The organism is Rothia nasimurium (genome assembly GCF_014217215.1).
In the GTDB taxonomy this organism is placed as follows: domain Bacteria; phylum Actinomycetota; class Actinomycetes; order Actinomycetales; family Micrococcaceae; genus Rothia; species Rothia avistercoris.
On sequence record NZ_CP056080.1, the window covers coordinates 1758479 to 1774694 of the forward strand.

The following is a 16216-nucleotide window of genomic DNA, read 5'->3' on the forward strand; positions in this document are numbered from 1 at the left end:
GCTCACTATATCAATACTTCTTTGCCTCTCATTTTTCCCGGAATAATCTCGCTCCCCTGCTTGTTACTCCTGAAGCAATCCTCTGTCCATCTCGAAAGGTACAGCCCGTGCAGAACCAAGACCTCAAGCAGCTCGTCCTCGACGCCGCCCACCGCCGCCGCGCCATCAAATTCTTCGACCCCGAGAAGAAAATCAGCGACGACGACATCAACTACATCCTCGAAATCGCTCGCCTCTCCCCCAGCTCCGTCGGCGCTCAGGGCTGGCGTTTCGTCGTCCTGCAAAACCCCAAAATTCGTGAAGCACTCAAGCCCTTCAGCTGGGGTGCAGCCCGCCAGCTCGGCGGCGCAAGCCACTTCATCCTGCTCCTGGCCAACCGCAACATGCAGCACGACGGCCCCCACATGCAGGCGTCACTCGCCTCCCGTAACCTCTCCCCCGAAGACCACGCTAAGGCCCTCGAAACCTACAAGAGCTTCCAGGTCAACGACATGGGGCTCACCACCGACCGCGCCCTCTTCGACTGGGCAGCCAAGCAAACCTACATCGCCCTGGGCAACATGATGACCGCAGCCGCTCTCATCGGCGTTGACTCCTGCCCCATCGAAGGCTTTAACGCAGACAAGGCCAATGCCCTCCTGGCTGAACACGGCATCATCGATCCCGCAACCGAAGGCATCGTCTCTATGCTCGCCCTCGGCTACCGCACCGAAGAACTCCCCTGGCCCCAGACCCGCAAGCCCGCCGAAGAGGTCATTACCTGGGTCAATTAACTAGAAATCTGACTGTCCACCAGACTCTCGCTGCGCCCATCATAGGCGTAGACGCTGCGAGAATCTGGTGGGCGTTCGCTATGCGCCCGACGCTCCAGGCCCAACAGATACCGCAAAATACAAGGACGCCGCCCCTCACTCCCCTGCCCAGCGGCAGGAAAGCGAGAGGCGGCGTCCGCACCCCACCTGCTAGGTGGGGAAAGACAAACCTAAAAAGACTTAGGCAGCCTTGGGAGCTGAAGTGTCCTCAGGCAGGTTGTTCTTAGCGATTTCAACCAGAGCTGAGAAAGCAGCAGGCTCGTTAACAGCCAGCTCAGCCAGCATACGACGATCAACCTCAACCTCAGCAGCCTTCAGGCCCTGGATGAAGCGGTTGTAGGTCAGGCCCTCAGCGCGTGCAGCTGCGTTGATACGCTGGATCCACAGACGACGGAAGTCGCCCTTCTTCTTACGACGGTGGTCGTAGCTGTATACCAGTGAGTGAGTGACCTGTTCCTTAGCCTTACGGTAAAGGCGTGAACGCTGGCCACGGTAGCCTGATGCACGATCAAGGATTACTCGGCGCTTCTTGTGCGCGTTAACCGCGCGCTTCACACGTGCCACGTGTGTCTCCTAACGTCTATGTCCTACCCAGCTAAAAACTCTAGCGCTGGTGCAGGAGAGAAAATATCTACTTTTGGTGCGCCCTTTCGGGGCGAAGCTTCAAAAAGAAGGAGCTTACTTGCCCAGCATCTTCTTGATGACCTTAGCCTGACCGCCGGTTACGATCTGGTCAGAAGCCAGACGACGGGTCAGACGGGAGGACTTGTGCTCGAGGTAGTGGCGGCGGTTGGCCTGCTGGCGCTTAACCTTGCCAGTACCGGTGAGCTTGAAGCGCTTCTTAGCACCAGAGTGGGTCTTCTGCTTCGGCATGAGCCGATTCTCCTTACGTTCTACCCTCGCCCCGGTTACGGGGTGAGGAACTGAAAAACTCAACGTCCCCGGCGGGCGGGGAAGTTTTAAGGGTGTTCTGCCCGCCCACCGGTGCCCTTATCATTCAATAAAAACAGCGGCAGAGCGAACGACGACCAAGCACGAAACCCTACACGAGCCCGCGCCTGGTTGTCTAAACAGCTCCTATTCGGCTGACGCCTGTGCCTTGAGCTCCTCGGGCATTGCATCTGCCAGGGAGTTAGTTACAGGGGTTGCCTCAGTGGTGTTGACGCGTTCGCGACCCTTGCGGCCACCTGACTTCTGGCTTTCACGGCGGGCTTCCTGCTTGCCGCGGAGCGGGGCAAGAACCATTACCATGTTACGACCGTCGACGCGGGGGTTGGACTCTACGGTGCCAACCTCGGTGAGGTCGTTTGCCATGCGTTCAAGCAGACGCACACCCATCTCGGGGCGCTGCTGTTCACGACCACGGAACTGAATCATAGCCTTGACCTTGTCACCGCCGGCGAGGAAACGACGTGCGTGCCCTACCTTGGTTTCGTAGTCATGGGTGTCAATTTTGAGGCGGAAACGGATTTCCTTCAAAGAAGCGTTGACCTGCTTCTTTCGAGATTCACGTGCCTTGACTGCGGCTTCGTACTTGTACTTGCCGAAGTCCATAAGCTTACACACAGGCGGCTTAGCGTTGGGAGCAACCTCAACCAGGTCGAGGTCAGATTCCTGAGCAAGACGCAGTGCATCTTCTACGCGGACAATACCGACCTGTTCACCGCCGGGGCCGACGAGTCGAACTTCCGGAACGCGAATGCGGTCGTTGATGCGTGGATCGCTAATGACAAAGCTCCTGTTGCTTGTGGTGGGGGTGTCCCCGTGAATTTCTGTGGGGGGGTGAAAAAAGCCCCCGGTTGCGGCTTGGCAAGCGGAGGCTTAGGTTACCTACCCAGGGTGAAGGCGCGGACGCCGGTAGTCGGCGCTGTGAGCCTTCGAAGGTTTCCCTTGCGGGAGCCTGGGGCTGACCCGGTCGCCAGACTTGGCGGCAGCGGGTGGGAACTTAAGTTCCACTTGCAAACAGCTCTTAACATTACTGGGTTAGGGGCGGTTTTTCAAGGGTTTTGGCTGTTTTTCTTGGGGCGGACGCCGGTGGTCGGGTTGAGTGTGACGGGCGATTCACGCTCGGTGGGGTTGGTGTGAGATTCTAGTAACCATGAGCAACGAAACTAGCTACCGTTTTGAAGATTCCGCTGAGCCCGGCGAGGTACTGCCTGAAGGCCTGACTGCCGAGCAGGTTGAAGAAGTTAACGCCCAGATGCGCGATATCGCTGAGGTTCCCGCGGTTGAGGTCATTACTACCGCTGCTGTTCACCTGATGAGCGCTGCTGCCGTCAAGTGCGGCCTGGCTGCTGAAGAGAACGCCGAAGACCTCAAAGATCTTGATGAGGCCCGCAAGCTGATTACCGCCCTGGCAGGTTTCGTTACCGCTGCGGCGCCCGAGATTGGTTCCCAGCATGCCGCTCCCCTGCGCGACGGCCTGCGTTCCCTCCAGCTGGCCTTCCGTGAGGCTTCCCCCTACCCGGACGCCCCCGGCAAGGGGCCCGGCGAAAAGTTCACCGGGCCGGTTTTCTAGGCTGAGGCCAAGGCGATCTGCACTGAGTCAGCCTGCTCGGCAATGACCTGGTTGAGGGCGAGCCCCTGCTGGAAGGTCTGCACGGTCTGGTTGACCTGTTCCTGGGTGAGGCCGGGGCGGAGTTTGAGCATGATTTTCAGCTCTGGCCCGTGCCCACCACCTGCCAGTACGCGTCCGCTCGCGGTCTGCGAGTACACGCCGGTGCCGGGGCCTGCTTCAACCGCAACTACAGCAGACAGGGGCGCCGCAATGTTGCTGAGCTCTTCGGCGACCCGGGGGTTGCGGTAGGAGGGCACCCATTCTTCTCCCTTGGCGATTGCCCAGAAAGCTGGGCGGCGCACGACGAAGGTGAGGTCGGCGCCGGGGTTTACCACGATCAGCTGGTTCTCGTCTTCAACGGCTGATAGGGCGGTTTTCCGCATGTCTGCAGCAACCGGGCGGGCTAGGTCGTGCCAGGAGGTGAGGGCGTCTACGTTGGTAAAGACGGGGAGGGCGCGGCGTCCGTCCGGCGCCTGGATACTCACCAGCGCCATATCCGATTCTTTGTCTGATACCAGACCGTGCTCGGTGATTTCTGCTTGAGATAACTGGGCTACGACCGGGGCAAAGATACGCACGGAGCGCAGGGCATCGACCACGGCAACTTCATCGACTTCGCCCGCGGCAAAAGCATCGAGAACTTTTTGCAGGGCGGGGTCGGTTCTGCCGTCGTCGCCGGGGAACTGATGGGTATGGCTGGTGCCCTCCCCCAGGTTGCGTCCTTCCCAGGGCTGCCCGCCGGTATCGGTTTTTTGGCCGGCGGACGCCAGCTGGGCAGCAATATGTGCGGGGAGTTCCCGGCGGGGTGCGCTGGGGTCTCCGGGGTTGCCGTGCCCGTGGGTGTGGGCGCGGTGCACGCGATCTGAAAAGTCTGTCACTAGGGGCGACCTGCGACGTCGAGTGCCTGGGCGAGGGTAAATTTGCCGGCGTAGAGGGCCTTACCGGTGATAGCGCCCTCAACGCCATGGGGCACCATGGTGCGCAGGGCAGCGATGTCGTCCAGGGTGGCGATACCGCCGGAAGCAACCACCGGCTTATCGGTGCGCTCAGCAACCTTGCGCAGAAGTTCCAGGTTGGGGCCCTGCAGGGTGCCGTCCTTGGTGACGTCGGTGACGACGTAGCGGGCGCAGCCGTCATCGTTCAGGCGGTCGAGAACCTCCCAGAGGATGCCGCCTTCCTTGGTCCAGCCGCGGGCGGCCAGTACATCCCCGCGGACATCCAGCCCAACAGCGATAACATCGCCGTGCTCAGCGATGACCTTGCGGGTCCACTCGGGGTTTTCGAGGGCAGCGGTGCCCAGGTTGATGCGGGCGGGGTTGAGCGACAGGGCCCGTTCCAGGGATTCGTCGTCGCGGATGCCGCCCGACATCTCAATCTTGATGGAAAGTTCCTGAGCTACCTCGGTCAGAATCTCGATGTTGTCGCCGCGTCCAAAGGCAGCGTCGAGATCAACCAGGTGCAGCCACTCAGCACCGGCGTTCTGCCATTCTAGGGCAGCTTCGACGGGGGAACCGTAGTTGGTTTCCGATCCGGCTTCGCCCTGCACCAGGCGCACGGCCTGGCCGTTGGCTACGTCGACCGCGGGCAGCAGTTCGAGACGATCAGTCATTGTTCTCTCCTTGGGAGTAGGACGGTAAAAATCTAGGTCTAGGGGGCGGCGGGCTAGCTGTAGTTCATCACGACGTACAGGCCGTACCCGGCAAAGGCTAGGCCCACCAGCAGCAGTACAAGCTGGGCCACCCAGGTAATTTTTTGCTTGTAAAAGGAGTAGGCTCCGCCGATGAACATCATGCCTACGGTCATGAGCAGTAGCCCGGACGTTGTAGCTGACATACCCTACTTCGCCCCGTCTAGACGCCCGGTTACGGGCAGGGAGTTAATCCAGTTCTTGAGCAGGCGGATGCCGGCCTCACCCGACTTTTCGGGGTGGAACTGGGTGGCAGCTAGGGGCCCGTTTTCGACCGCCGCAATGAAGTCGCCGCCGTGGTTAGCCCAGGTGACCTGGGGCGGCAGCATGGCTTCGTTGTTCTGATCGAAGGTCCATTCTTGCACCCCGTAGGAGTGCACAAAGTAGAAGCGTTCGTTCTCAATACCGGCAAAGAGCGTGGACCCTTCAGGTGCGCGGACGGTATTCCACCCCATGTGGGGCACGACCTCGGCTTTGAGCTTTTCAACGGTGCCGGGCCACTCGCCCAGGCCATCGGCTTCAACTCCGTGCTCAACGCCTTTTTCGAACATGACCTGTAGGCCCACGCAGATGCCGAGTACGGGGCGGCCGCCCGCAACGCGCCTGCCAATCATGCGGATAGCGTCCGCCTCTTTGAGCCCGTCCATCACGGCTTTGAAAGCACCCACGCCAGGCACGACCAGGCCGTCTGCGCCCAGAACGTCTGACTCCTTGCGGGACAGCACCACTCGGGCGCCGGCTTCTTCAAGGGCGCGGACGGCTGAGCGCACGTTCCCTGCCCCGTAGTCAAGAACGGTGACGGTGGGCTTCTGCTGTACAGCTTCGCTCATTAGAGAGCTCCCTTGGTGGAGGGGATACCGGCGTGGCGGGGGTCGGGCTCTACTGCCTGACGCAGGGCGCGGGCGAGAGCCTTGAACTGGGCTTCAGCGATATGGTGGGGGTCCCTCCCGCCTAGCAGGGTGATGTGCAGGCAGATACCGGCGTGATAGGCGAAAGCCTCAAAGACGTGGCGCACCATTGACCCGGTGAAGTGCCCACCGATGAGGTGGTATTCGAACCCTTCGGGCTCACCGGTGTGGACCAGGTAAGGGCGGCCAGAAATATCGACCACGGCAGAGGCCAGAGCTTCGTCGAGGGGCACGGTGGCAGTACCGAAGCGGCGGATGCCCGCCTTATCGCCCAGTGCCTGGCGGAGCACCTCGCCCAGCACGATGCCGGTATCTTCAACGGTGTGGTGCACATCGATGTGGGTATCGCCAGAGCACTTGATGGTCATGTCAATCAGGGAGTGCTTAGACAGGGCGGTGAGCATGTGGTCGTAGAAGGGCACACCGGTGTCGATGTCTGATACGCCGGTGCCGTCGAGGTTAATTTCGACGCTGACGGACGACTCACTGGTTGCCCGCTCCATCTTTGCAATGCGGGGGCCGATGCCGGTGGATGATTCGGTTGGTACTGCCATGTCTGTCTCTTTTTCTAAGGTGTCTGCCGATGTTAATGGGGCTACGTGCTGCGCTTAGCGCTCGAAAGTCTGCACGTAGTCGGTGAGGTGGTCTAAGAAGGCGCTGGTCTCGGCTTCGGTTCCGGCGGTGACGCGCAGGTAGCCGGGGATTCCGTTATCGCGCACCAGGACGCCGCGTTCTAGCAGGTAGTTCCAGGCAGCTTTTTCGTCCTTGAGCCCGCCGAAGAACACAAAGTTAGAATCCGATACAGCCGGTTCTAGCCCCAGGCCGGTGAGGTGCTCCACGATGCGGTCGCGCTGGGCGCGGATGTCGTCGACGTTAGCCAGCAGCTGGGTGCGGTGGCGCAGGGCTGCAATCGCGGTTGCCTGGGTGACGGCTGAGAGGTGGTAGGGCAGGCGAACCAGGCGGACGGCATCGGCAACAGCGGGATCTGCTGCAAAGTAGCCCAGGCGGGCACCTGCAAGTGCGAAGGCCTTGCTCATGGTGCGAGAGACAACCAGGTTGGGGCGGCCGGGAAGTAGGGTGAGAGCATTCTGAGTGCGATCTTGGGCAAACTCTGCGTAGGCCTCATCGACCACGACGATACCGTTGTAGGCTGCCACCGCGTCGTAGACCGCTTCGATAACGTCTAGCCCCAGGCCGGTGCCGGTGGGGTTATTGGGTGAGCAGAGAATAACGATAGAAGGCTTGTGCTCTTCAATCTGTTCAACTGCTGAAGCTGCGGTGAGGGAGTAGTCGGCTGCGCGGGTACCCGCGATGAAAGCGGTATTGGTGCCGTCTGCCAGCAGGGGGTACATAGAGTAGGTGGGCACGAAGCTCATGACCGAGCGCCCGGGGCCACCAAAGACCTGCATGAGTTGCTGGAGAATCTCGTTAGAGCCGTTAGCTGCCCAGATGTTTTCGGGGGTCAGACCGTGCCCCAGGTAGTCTGCGAGTTCCGCTCTGAGGGTATCGAACTCGCGGTCGGGGTAGCGATTCAGGGTTACGGCGGCCTCTGCTACATCGCGCGTGATGGCATCGATGACTTCTTGCGGCATGGGGTGGGTGTTCTCATTAACGTTGAGGGTTACCGGAACATCAATCATGGGTGCGCCGTAGGGTAAACGGCCCCGCAAATCTTCGCGCAGGGGCAGGGCTTCGAGTGCTGTGGTAGTTTCGGTCACTCCCCTAGTGTAGCGACCTAGCCCCGTACGCTGCATTTTTGTTTCGCAGTCTGGCATAGGGTACCGCTCTTTTTCTTACTGTGACTGAGTGTAGACAGGCACCTCAAGAACCTGACCGGGAACCAGCTGTGCGCTGGTGAGGTCGTTAATCTGCATGATGCGATTGATGACGTCGCGATTATCTTCACCGGGTGCCACATCTGCTGCGATGGTCCAGAGAGTATCGCCGTGTACAACGGTGACCGTTTGGCTAACCGGAACAACAGGTTCGACAGTGGCACTCTTAGCTTCGCCGGGTGCAAGGAAAGTCAGGGCACCGAGAACCACAAGAGCCACGAGGGTGAGTAGAGGCAGGCCCCTAAAAACCAGGCGCCCCCGGCGGCTCAGACGGATTTTCCCACGCCCCGTCTTCGCTTTCTGAGACGGTTCTACTACCGCGCTAGGCCGCTGAACCGGGGTAGAAGCAGCAGGGTGGGAAGGCAGATTCCGCAAGGGAGCTACAGGTGCGGGACGCGCAGACACAGGTGCCGCAAAACGAATGCGGTACTGGGGTTGCCGCAGGGCCCCGGCCGATGCGGGCACCTGCGGGTGCTGACGGACGGTAAAAGTAGCAGCCTGATCAAGGGGCTTCTTCAAAGAAGTACGAGCCATAAACTCGGGCAAGGCGATGGTGCTCATAAGTCTTTCTCCTGATTCACGCTCAAACATTCAACCAAAAGTCGAATCTTTGTTCTAAAATTTCTTCGTATCTATGTTCTATCAGAAAAATCGAACATAGTCGAGAAAAATTAGAACAAATGTTTGAATAACCTGTTTGCTTGACATAGTCTTAGAAGACCACTTGATAGTGAACACCGGGTGGCTGACATTTTAAGAACCAACAGAGACGAGATACCGTGAGCGAACGAACTCCGCAGACTCCGGCAAGCCCGCCCCACAAGGGCTCTCGCCCCCTCACTGCCCGCCAGAAAAAAATTTTGAGCGCCATTTCAAGCGCTATTGATGAGCACGGCTATCCGCCGTCTATGCGTGAAATCGGTGACCTCGTTGGTCTCGCTTCACTCTCATCTGTTACCCATCAGCTCTCTCGCCTCGAAGAGATGGGCTATATTAGGCGCGACCCCAAGCGTCCTCGCGCCATTGAGGTTCTCACCGGCGAGACCTCCCCCGAAGAAGCAAAGCCTGAAACCAGCGTCATCACGCTGCCGATTGTGCCTACCTTCGCGCAGACCGACGATAACCTCGCTACCGTTCCCCTGGTGGGCCGTATTGCTGCGGGATCACCCATTGCCGCTGAGCAGGCAATTGAAGACGTCATGACGCTCCCCCGCCAGCTCGTAGGTCAGGGCGACCTCTTTATGCTGCGCGTCAAGGGGGACTCCATGGTCGATGCTGCGATTTGCGATGGCGACTGGGTCGTAGTGCGTGCCCAGAACACCGCCCAGAACGGTGACATCGTCGCGGCCCTGCTCGACGACGAGGCCACCGTGAAGACCTTCCGCCAGCGCGATGGTCACACCTGGCTGCTGCCCCAGAACACCCAGTACGAGCCCATCCTGGGCGATAAAGCCACCATCATGGGTAAGGTCGTCTCCGTACTGCGCAGTCTCTAAGACCTAGCCTCTCACTAGTCGATTGACTGTTTGAGGCGCTTGAGCGCTCCTAGTACAACGTCCTTGCGGGTTGTTGTCCAGAAGGGCGGAAGGGACTTCACCAGATAAGAGCCGTATCGCTGAGTAGCGATGCGGGAGTCAAGGACGGCCACAACTCCCCTGTCACCGACCGACCGCACCAGGCGGCCGGCGCCCTGGGCCATGCGTACCGCCGCGTGGTAGGCAGACACAGCCATAAAGCCGTTACCGCCAGCAGCTGCTACCGCCCGGGTGCGAGCCTGCGACAGCGGATCGTCGGGGCGGGGGAAGGGAATGCGGTCCATCATGACCAGGCGGCAGGAGTCGCCGGGAACGTCCACTCCCTGCCAGAGACTCATGGTGCCGAAAAGGCAGGAATCGGTGTCCTCGGTGAACTCCTGTACCAGGGCACGCAGAGACGACTCCCCCTGCAGAAGAATGTTCAGGTCGGTGCGCTCCCGCACGTACTCGGCAGCCAGCTCGGCCCCGCGCTTAGAGGAAAAAAGCCCCAGCGCGCCGCCACCCGAGGCGGTCACGAGTTCAACAATACGGTCCAGCTGCTCTACCGAAACTCCCCGCCCAGGTTTAGGCAGATCAGAGGCTAGATACAGCACGCCCTGCTTGGGGTAGTTAAAGGGAGACCCCACATCGATACCGTCCCAGCGCGGAGCGTCCTTACCCATCAGCCCCAGAGCACCAGCGGCGGCATCAAAACTTTCTCCCACCGTCAGCGTCGCAGACGTCAGCACCACGGTGCGGTTTTCGAAAAGCCCTTCTCGCAGGTAACCGGCAACCGAGATAGGTGCAATGTTCAGGGTGGCAGGGTCATCGTCAGCTGCCGCTACATACCCCCTACCGGGTTCCCAAGAGCCGGTACGAGAAACCCAGATGACCTGATAAAGCGGGTCAGCGGTCAACATCTTCTCTGAGGTTTCGTGTACCTCGGTCAGGGCAGCACGCGCCATCTGGCGGCCGGCGTCGCCGTCTTTGTCCCCGCTCTTCGTATCGGTGAGGGCCTGACGCGCTGCATCACGCACGCGTTCCATGGCAGCGGCAACCCGGTCAGGCAAGCCCTTGGGCATCATCTCGGCGGGTACCCCGTTGAGAGAGTCGTCAAGGGCAAGCGCTGCCTGTTCGAGTGCCTTGTGATCGGCGTCCGTGTGCCGTTTGAGGCTGCGGGCAACCTTGGTAATAGCGGCCGGTGATAGTGCCCCGGTGACGGCGCCGGTGACGCGGTCAGCCAGTTCGTGGGCCTCGTCGATGATGGCAATGTCGTGGTCGGGCAGCACCGCAGCGCCCTCAAAGGCGTTGATAGCGAGAAGGGCGTGGTTGGTAATGACGATATCTGATTCAGCTGCTCTGGTTCGGGCCATCTCGCTGAAACATTCTTCGACCAGGGGGCATTTTTTGCCCAGGCATTCTGAGGCGGTGACGGCTACCTGCCGCCATGCCTTATCGCTTACGCCTGGCAGCAGCTCGTCGCGGTCGCCGGTGTCGGTGGTTTGTGCCCATTCGCGAAGGCGCACAACTTCCTCCCCCAGTTTTCCGGCGGGGCCGGTGGATCCGGTAGTGGCGTCCATATCGAAGAGGGCGTCGCCGTCGTCCTCGGGGTAGCCGCCTTCAAGCTTGTGCAGGCAGACGTAGTTGTTGCGGCCCTTGAGAATAGCGACGTCGGTTTCGTGCTCGGGTTCATCGCCCAGAGATTCCAGCAGGCGCGGAATATCGCGATTAACAATCTGGGATTGCAGGGCCAGGGTTGCGGTAGCCACCACGATAGGTTTTTCTGCTGTTTGGGCAGCGTGAATGGCGGGCACCAGGTAGCCCAGGGACTTACCGGTGCCGGTTCCAGCCTGCACCAGCAGGTGTTTTTCGGTGTCGAGGGCGCGGGCTACGTGGGCTGCCATGGTGCGCTGGCCGTCGCGATTCTGGCCGCCGGAGCGCTCCACGACGGTGTCGAGGAGCTGTAGGACGGGCTTAGCTCCGGGCAGGGTCTCTAGCTCCTGCCCGGTGGGTGCGGTGACGTGGTCGTTCATGCGCGCTGGGTCTCTACCGCCCCTGAGGCGATAGCTTCGTCGATTTCAGGTTGCAGTACCTCAAGAAGGTCTTCTTCAAGCACGTACTCAGCAAGGTCAGAGGCTACTTCTTCGCGGACCAGGGCCTGCACATAGGTGCCATCTTGCACAAAGGCAGTGCGCAGAATCTCGGCGTCCCACTCGTGCAGACGGGACACCACGCCACCTGCTGAGAAGGGTACCAGCAGGTTGAGCTCAATCGAGGGGCGGGGAATGGTATCCGCAATCTTCTGCTGTAGCTCCTCGATACCCTCACCGGTACGGGCCGAGACCACAACGTGGTTGGGTTCCTTCTGCCGTAGACGCTCAATGACGAAGGGGTCGGCCGCATCTGCCTTGTTGAGCACGATGATTTCGGGGATATTTTGGGCGTCGACCTCGGTAATCACCTGGCGGACGGAGTGGATCTGCCCCTCGGGGTCGGGGTGGGAGACGTCCACAACGTGCACGATGACGTCAGCGTCCGCCACCTCTTCTAGGGTAGAGCGGAAGGCCTCCACCAGCTGGGTGGGCAGGGCACGCACGAAACCGACGGTATCAGACAGGGTGTAGCCCACGCCGTCCGGAGTCTGAGCCTTGCGCACGGTGGGGTCGAGGGTCGCAAAGAGGGCGTTCTCGACCAGCACGCCGGCGTCGGTCAGGCGGTTGAGCAGGGAGGACTTACCGGCGTTGGTGTAACCGGCAATAGCTACGGACGGCACCCGGTTACGCTTGCGATTCAGGCGCTTGGTTTCGCGGGCAGGAGCCATGGCCGCGATCTCTCGCTTGAGCTTGGCCATGCGGGCACGTAGACGGCGGCGGTCCATTTCAATTTTGGTTTCACCGGGGCCGCGGGAACCGATACCTTCACCGCCGGCGGCACGGCCACCCGCCTGACGGGACAGAGAGGCACCCCAACCGCGCAGACGCGGCAGCATGTATTCGAGCTGGGCCAGCTCAACCTGGGCCTTACCTTCACGCGACTTAGCGTGCTGGGCGAAGATATCAAGAATCAGGGCGGTTCGGTCGATGACCTTGACCTTGACGATATCTTCAATGGCTCGGCGCTGGGAGGGGGCCAGTTCAGCGTCCACAATCACGGTATCGGCGCCGGATGCCTCAACGATATCTTTGAGTTCGAGCACCTTGCCGGAGCCCAGATAGGTGCCAGGGTCGGGCTTCAGACGACGCTGCACCAGACCGTCCAGAACCTCAGAACCGGCGGTCTCAGCCAGCGCCGCCAGCTCACGCAGGGAATTCTCGGCTTCTTCCAGAGTGCCCTCTGACCAGACGCCTGCCAGCACAACGCGCTCTAGGCGCAGCTGGCGGTATTCGACCTCGGTAACGTCATCAAGCTCGGTTGATAGACCGGCTACACGGCGCAGCGCTCGACGCTCTTCGAGATCTACCTGGTCGCCGTCGTATTCGGAATGTTCACGCTGGTTATCTGAGAGTTCGCGGGCCCTCTCATCGAGCACACTACCGTTGCCCTGTGCCCGCCCCAGCACGCGGTCTACTGTACGTCTCAGCTGTTCATCTGAGGGAAGTTTGGGGTCATTGCTGGGGGTTGAAGTCTCGGTCATAGTACCTTTCGAGGTGGGTTGAGGCGTCCTTCTATTCTATCTTTTCCGGGGCGGTAAGGGCAGGGGCTTAGCGTAGAATGAACGTCTATGAGTAGCGCGCACTATTTTTCTGAAAACCCCACCGGCGATTTTTTGCCCCAGCCTGTGACTGTTGAGCTGGGCGGACGCCGGGTGCAGGTTCTGACCGCTTCCGGCATCTTTAGCCCGGGTGGGGTTGATAAGGGAACCCGTATTCTCCTCGATGAGGCCCCCGCTCCGCAGGGGGCGCGTATGCTCGATATCGGGTGCGGGTGGGGCCCGATTACCCTGACCCTGGCGATGGCAGCGCCCGATGCTGAGGTCTACGGGGTCGAGGTGAACTCCCGCTCCGCCCAGCTCACCGAGATGAACGCTGAGCGCCTGGGTCTCACCAACGTGACGGTAGCTGCCCCCGATGCGCTCGATGAGTCACTGACCTTCGATACCATCTGGTCTAACCCGCCCATTCGCGTGGGCAAGGACGTTCTACACGGCATCATGCACACCTGGCTCCCCCGCCTGGCTCCCGGCGGCACCGCCTACCTGGTCGTGCAGAAAAACCTGGGCTCAGACTCCCTACAGAAGTGGCTGGCTGAGACTTTCCCCGACCTAGAGGTAGCCCGCTACGCTACCTCGAAGGGCTTCCGCATCCTAGAGGTGCACCGCCCGGCGTAGCACCATCACCGCATCTGGAATGGTTGCGGGCTCACCCTCGGGTGAAGTGATATCCCGAATCCATTCTTCGGCCAGTACGATTTCAATATCGTCCCGGCCCTGGGTAAGAGCTCGGGCCTCTTCTGCTGCCTTGACCATGCGGGCCTTGTGTTTGCGGGCGTCCTCGGGGTCAGCGAAGGAGGGAGCACCTGCGTGCGCTACCGATATGAGCTCCCCACCGGGTTTCAGCAGGTCCAGGGCCGCTGCAAGCAGGGGCAGGCGGTCAAAGTCAGCGTAGGACTGCAAGAAACTAGTGACAATCAGGTCAAAACGCTGGTCGGTAGACCAGTCGGTGAGATCAGCGTCGATAAAGCTGGCCTCCACCCCCTCGGCTGCCGCGCGGGCGCGAGCGCGCCCTACCGCGACATCCGAAATATCGATGCCGGTAGCCTGCCAGCCGCGGGCTGCCAGCCAGAGTACGTCCCCGCCTTCGCCGCAGCCAAGGTCAAGGACGGAGCCGGGAGCGCGGTCTCCAATCAGGGTAACGAGTGAGGCGTTGGGCTTGCCCGACCACATCTGTTCCCGCTCTAAGTAAATCTCGTCCCAGAGTTCCCGAGAATTTTCTAGGTTTTCAGTCATTTAGCCCAGCAGCACCTTACCGGTCATAGCGGCAGGACCGGCCAGGACGACGTGTTCGAGGTTGTCGGGGCCCAGCACGAAGGTGACGGCGAGGGTTCCACCGGGTACGCGGACCAGCCACTCGTCGGGGGCGTCCTCGCCACCCCAGAAGCGGGTAGCGGCAGCGGCGGCGCAAGCGCCGGTACCGCAGGAGAGGGTTTCGCCGACGCCACGTTCGTGCACGCGCATGCGAATTGAGCCGATGTTTTCGGTGGTGGGGTCGCCGTCCTCTGCTGAGATTTCTTCGGGAACGACGAACTCTACGTTGGTGCCTTCAGGCGGGTTGGGTGAAACCTTGGGGGCCTCGTGCAGGTTTAGCCCGTCAAGTTTTCCGTCGGTGCCCAGCATGACGACGGTATGGGGGTTGCCCATGGTGATGGACAGGGCCCCGCGGGGAGTACGCAGGCCCTTGGCGATCACCTGGGCGTCGGTGCCGTTATCGCGGGCCATGTCACCGTTGATGAAGCCCCAGGGGCCCATATCGATGGCGTAGCCGTCTTCGGTGCGGCCCACGGCCTTGATACCGGCGCGGGTGGCGATGAGCAGGCGTCCGCCCTCTTCGAGCTCAACCAGTTTCTCGGTCAGCAAGTAGTCAACGAAGGCACGCACTCCGTTACCGCACATCTCAGCGATCGAGCCGTCGCCGTTGCGGTAGTCCATGAACCAGATAGCTTCGGGGGCCTCTTCCAGCAGGTGGGAGGCAAAATCCAGGTGCTCGGTCTTGACCGCGCGAATAAAGCCATCGGCGCCGATGCCGAAGTGGCGGTCGGTCACCTTGGCAATGAGCTCAGCCGGCAGGTCGAGCTTAGCTTCGGGGTCGGCGACGAAGATGAAGTCGTTACCGGTTGCCTGCCCCTTGGTGAGGGTCTTGCCGGTCAAATCGCCCCAGACGGGGGTTTCTACGGTGTGGGTTGCCACGGGTTTTGCCTTTCCGTTGTGGGGCGCTTTTTCTTCTTAGTCTAGTGGCTCGTGGCCCTTGATGATGGCCAGGGCCTCGGTGAGCAGATCGGGGCTGGACCAGTCAAGCCAGTGCACCCGCTCATCTGCCCTGAACCAGGTGAGCTGGCGGCGGGCGAACTGGCGGGTGGCGGTGACGGTATCTTCAACTGCCTGGGCGACAAAATATTCCTCACCGGCAGGCAGCAAGCCGCGGGAGGCGTCCAGAACCTTGAGAAATTCCCGGTAGCCGATAGCTGCCGGGGCTGTTTTGCCCCGGCGCAGTCCCCTGGCTTCGAGGGCTTCTACCTCGGCCAGCAGCCCGGCTTCTTCCATGGCAACTACCCTCTGGTGCAGCCGCTGGTGCAGCTGGGCACGGTCGCCGTTGAGACCAATTTGCAGGGCAGGCTGGTGGTAGGTGCGGGTGGGCATAAAGGATGAGAAAGGGCGACCGGTCACCTCAAAGACCTCAAGGGCACGCACCAGGCGGCGGTCGTCCTTCACCCGCTCAGCTGATTCAGGGTCAACCGCGCGCAGGCGCTCCAGCAGGGGGCCGGGGCCGGACGCCGCCAGCTCAGCTTCCAGCCGAGCTCGCACCGCCGGGTCGGTTTCGGGAAATTCCAAAACGTCCAGGGCGGCACGCACATACAGGCCGGAGCCACCGACCAGAATCGGGTAGTTCCCGCGAGCGCGAATCTCGTCAAAGATAGCCCTAGCCTGACCCTGGAAGGTAGCGACCGAGGCTTCCTCAGTGACATCGAGGGTGTCGAGCAGGTGGTGGGGAACCCCCCGCATTTCTTCGGCAGTGACCTTGGCGGTGCCGATATCCATACCCCGATAGAACTGCATGGAATCGGCGTTGACGCACTCCCCGCCCAAAGCCCGTGCCAGCTCGATAGCGAGGGCGCTTTTACCTGAGCCGGTGGGGCCCACCACGGCGATGATGGGCAGGGAGCTGCTGGCGGCGTCCTTCTTTGTCATGG

At 61.0% G+C, this 16216-nt stretch carries 19 protein-coding genes; 4 read left to right on the forward strand and 15 right to left on the reverse strand.

Translation table 11 applies throughout. The features are described from left to right. Positions 1–107: 107 nt before the first annotated feature. On the forward strand, positions 108–773 hold the full coding sequence (locus HWU94_RS07970) for an NAD(P)H-dependent oxidoreductase (RefSeq protein ID WP_185173253.1): 666 nt from the start codon (positions 108–110) through the stop codon (positions 771–773). Positions 774–992: 219 nt separating this feature from the next. On the opposite strand, the gene rplT is transcribed toward HWU94_RS07970, so the two are convergent. From rplT to infC, 3 genes are all read right to left on the reverse strand, one after another. After that, on the reverse strand, positions 993–1376 hold the full coding sequence (rplT, locus tag HWU94_RS07975) for a 50S ribosomal protein L20 (protein ID WP_135011424.1): 384 nt from the start codon (positions 1374–1376) through the stop codon (positions 993–995). 114 nt (positions 1377–1490) lie between these two features. Next, positions 1491–1685 carry a 50S ribosomal protein L35 gene (rpmI, locus tag HWU94_RS07980; protein WP_135011425.1) on the reverse strand — a complete coding sequence of 65 codons (195 nt, stop codon included), beginning with the start codon at positions 1683–1685 and terminating at the stop codon, positions 1491–1493. A gap of 204 nt (positions 1686–1889) precedes the next feature. Further along, a complete protein-coding gene (infC, locus tag HWU94_RS07985; protein ID WP_135011426.1) occupies positions 1890–2582 on the reverse strand; it encodes a translation initiation factor IF-3 in 693 nt (230 codons plus the stop codon). A 328-nt stretch (positions 2583–2910) separates the two neighbouring features. Between infC and HWU94_RS07990 the strand changes: the two genes are divergently transcribed. Then, positions 2911–3330, forward strand: coding sequence for a DUF1844 domain-containing protein (locus HWU94_RS07990; RefSeq protein ID WP_185173254.1), 420 nt, complete (start codon positions 2911–2913; stop codon positions 3328–3330). Here HWU94_RS07990 and HWU94_RS07995 read toward each other — a convergent pair. From HWU94_RS07995 to HWU94_RS08025, 7 genes are all read right to left on the reverse strand, one after another. Further along, the gene (locus HWU94_RS07995; RefSeq protein WP_244955930.1) at positions 3327–4247 is read right to left on the reverse strand and encodes an SseB family protein; all 921 of its coding nucleotides are present in this window, start codon (positions 4245–4247) and stop codon (positions 3327–3329) included. The genes HWU94_RS07990 and HWU94_RS07995 overlap by 4 nt on opposite strands. After that, a complete protein-coding gene (gene priA, locus HWU94_RS08000; protein WP_185173255.1) occupies positions 4247–4978 on the reverse strand; it encodes a bifunctional 1-(5-phosphoribosyl)-5-((5-phosphoribosylamino)methylideneamino)imidazole-4-carboxamide isomerase/phosphoribosylanthranilate isomerase PriA in 732 nt (243 codons plus the stop codon). Before priA ends, HWU94_RS07995 begins: the two co-directional genes overlap by 1 nt. 53 nt (positions 4979–5031) lie before the next feature. After that, positions 5032–5202 carry a hypothetical protein gene (locus HWU94_RS08005; RefSeq protein WP_167752239.1) on the reverse strand — a complete coding sequence of 57 codons (171 nt, stop codon included), beginning with the start codon at positions 5200–5202 and terminating at the stop codon, positions 5032–5034. Positions 5203–5205: 3 nt separating this feature from the next. Then, a complete protein-coding gene (gene hisH / locus HWU94_RS08010; protein ID WP_185173256.1) occupies positions 5206–5886 on the reverse strand; it encodes an imidazole glycerol phosphate synthase subunit HisH in 681 nt (226 codons plus the stop codon). After that, positions 5886–6518, reverse strand: coding sequence for an imidazoleglycerol-phosphate dehydratase HisB (gene hisB, locus HWU94_RS08015; protein ID WP_185173257.1), 633 nt, complete (start codon positions 6516–6518; stop codon positions 5886–5888). Before hisB ends, hisH begins: the two co-directional genes overlap by 1 nt. 54 nt (positions 6519–6572) lie before the next feature. Next, positions 6573–7682 (reverse strand): histidinol-phosphate transaminase, encoded by a 1110-nt coding sequence (locus HWU94_RS08020; protein WP_244955931.1) that lies wholly within the window; start codon positions 7680–7682, stop codon positions 6573–6575. A gap of 75 nt (positions 7683–7757) precedes the next feature. Next, positions 7758–8360 (reverse strand): LysM peptidoglycan-binding domain-containing protein, encoded by a 603-nt coding sequence (locus HWU94_RS08025; RefSeq protein ID WP_185173258.1) that lies wholly within the window; start codon positions 8358–8360, stop codon positions 7758–7760. A 218-nt stretch (positions 8361–8578) separates the two neighbouring features. Here HWU94_RS08025 and lexA point away from each other — a divergent pair, with 218 nt between their 5' ends. Beyond that, complete coding sequence (gene lexA, locus HWU94_RS08030; RefSeq protein ID WP_185173259.1) at positions 8579–9295, forward strand: transcriptional repressor LexA; 717 nt, start codon at positions 8579–8581, stop codon at positions 9293–9295. Between the two features lie 14 nt (positions 9296–9309). On the opposite strand, the gene HWU94_RS08035 is transcribed toward lexA, so the two are convergent. Both HWU94_RS08035 and hflX read right to left on the reverse strand, forming a co-directional pair. Further along, positions 9310–11346 carry an ATP-dependent DNA helicase gene (locus HWU94_RS08035; RefSeq protein ID WP_185173260.1) on the reverse strand — a complete coding sequence of 679 codons (2037 nt, stop codon included), beginning with the start codon at positions 11344–11346 and terminating at the stop codon, positions 9310–9312. Continuing rightward, complete coding sequence (gene hflX, locus HWU94_RS08040; protein ID WP_135011434.1) at positions 11343–12947, reverse strand: GTPase HflX; 1605 nt, start codon at positions 12945–12947, stop codon at positions 11343–11345. The genes HWU94_RS08035 and hflX overlap by 4 nt, the downstream gene beginning before the upstream one ends. A gap of 87 nt (positions 12948–13034) precedes the next feature. Here hflX and HWU94_RS08045 point away from each other — a divergent pair, with 87 nt between their 5' ends. Continuing rightward, complete coding sequence (locus tag HWU94_RS08045) at positions 13035–13640, forward strand: class I SAM-dependent methyltransferase (RefSeq protein WP_185173261.1); 606 nt, start codon at positions 13035–13037, stop codon at positions 13638–13640. Here the strand turns inward: HWU94_RS08045 and HWU94_RS08050 are convergent. Genes HWU94_RS08050 through miaA form a run of 3 tightly spaced genes read right to left on the reverse strand, consistent with a single transcriptional unit; the run spans position 13617 to position 16214 of the window. Then, on the reverse strand, positions 13617–14258 hold the full coding sequence (locus tag HWU94_RS08050) for a bifunctional 2-polyprenyl-6-hydroxyphenol methylase/3-demethylubiquinol 3-O-methyltransferase UbiG (protein ID WP_185173262.1): 642 nt from the start codon (positions 14256–14258) through the stop codon (positions 13617–13619). The two genes, HWU94_RS08045 and HWU94_RS08050, sit on opposite strands and share 24 nt — an antisense overlap. After that, positions 14259–15215, reverse strand: a complete 957-nt coding sequence (gene dapF / locus HWU94_RS08055; protein WP_185173263.1) for a diaminopimelate epimerase — start codon at positions 15213–15215, stop codon at positions 14259–14261. 36 nt (positions 15216–15251) lie between these two features. After that, positions 15252–16214 carry a tRNA (adenosine(37)-N6)-dimethylallyltransferase MiaA gene (gene miaA / locus HWU94_RS08060; RefSeq protein ID WP_185173264.1) on the reverse strand — a complete coding sequence of 321 codons (963 nt, stop codon included), beginning with the start codon at positions 16212–16214 and terminating at the stop codon, positions 15252–15254. Positions 16215–16216: the final 2 nt, after the last annotated feature.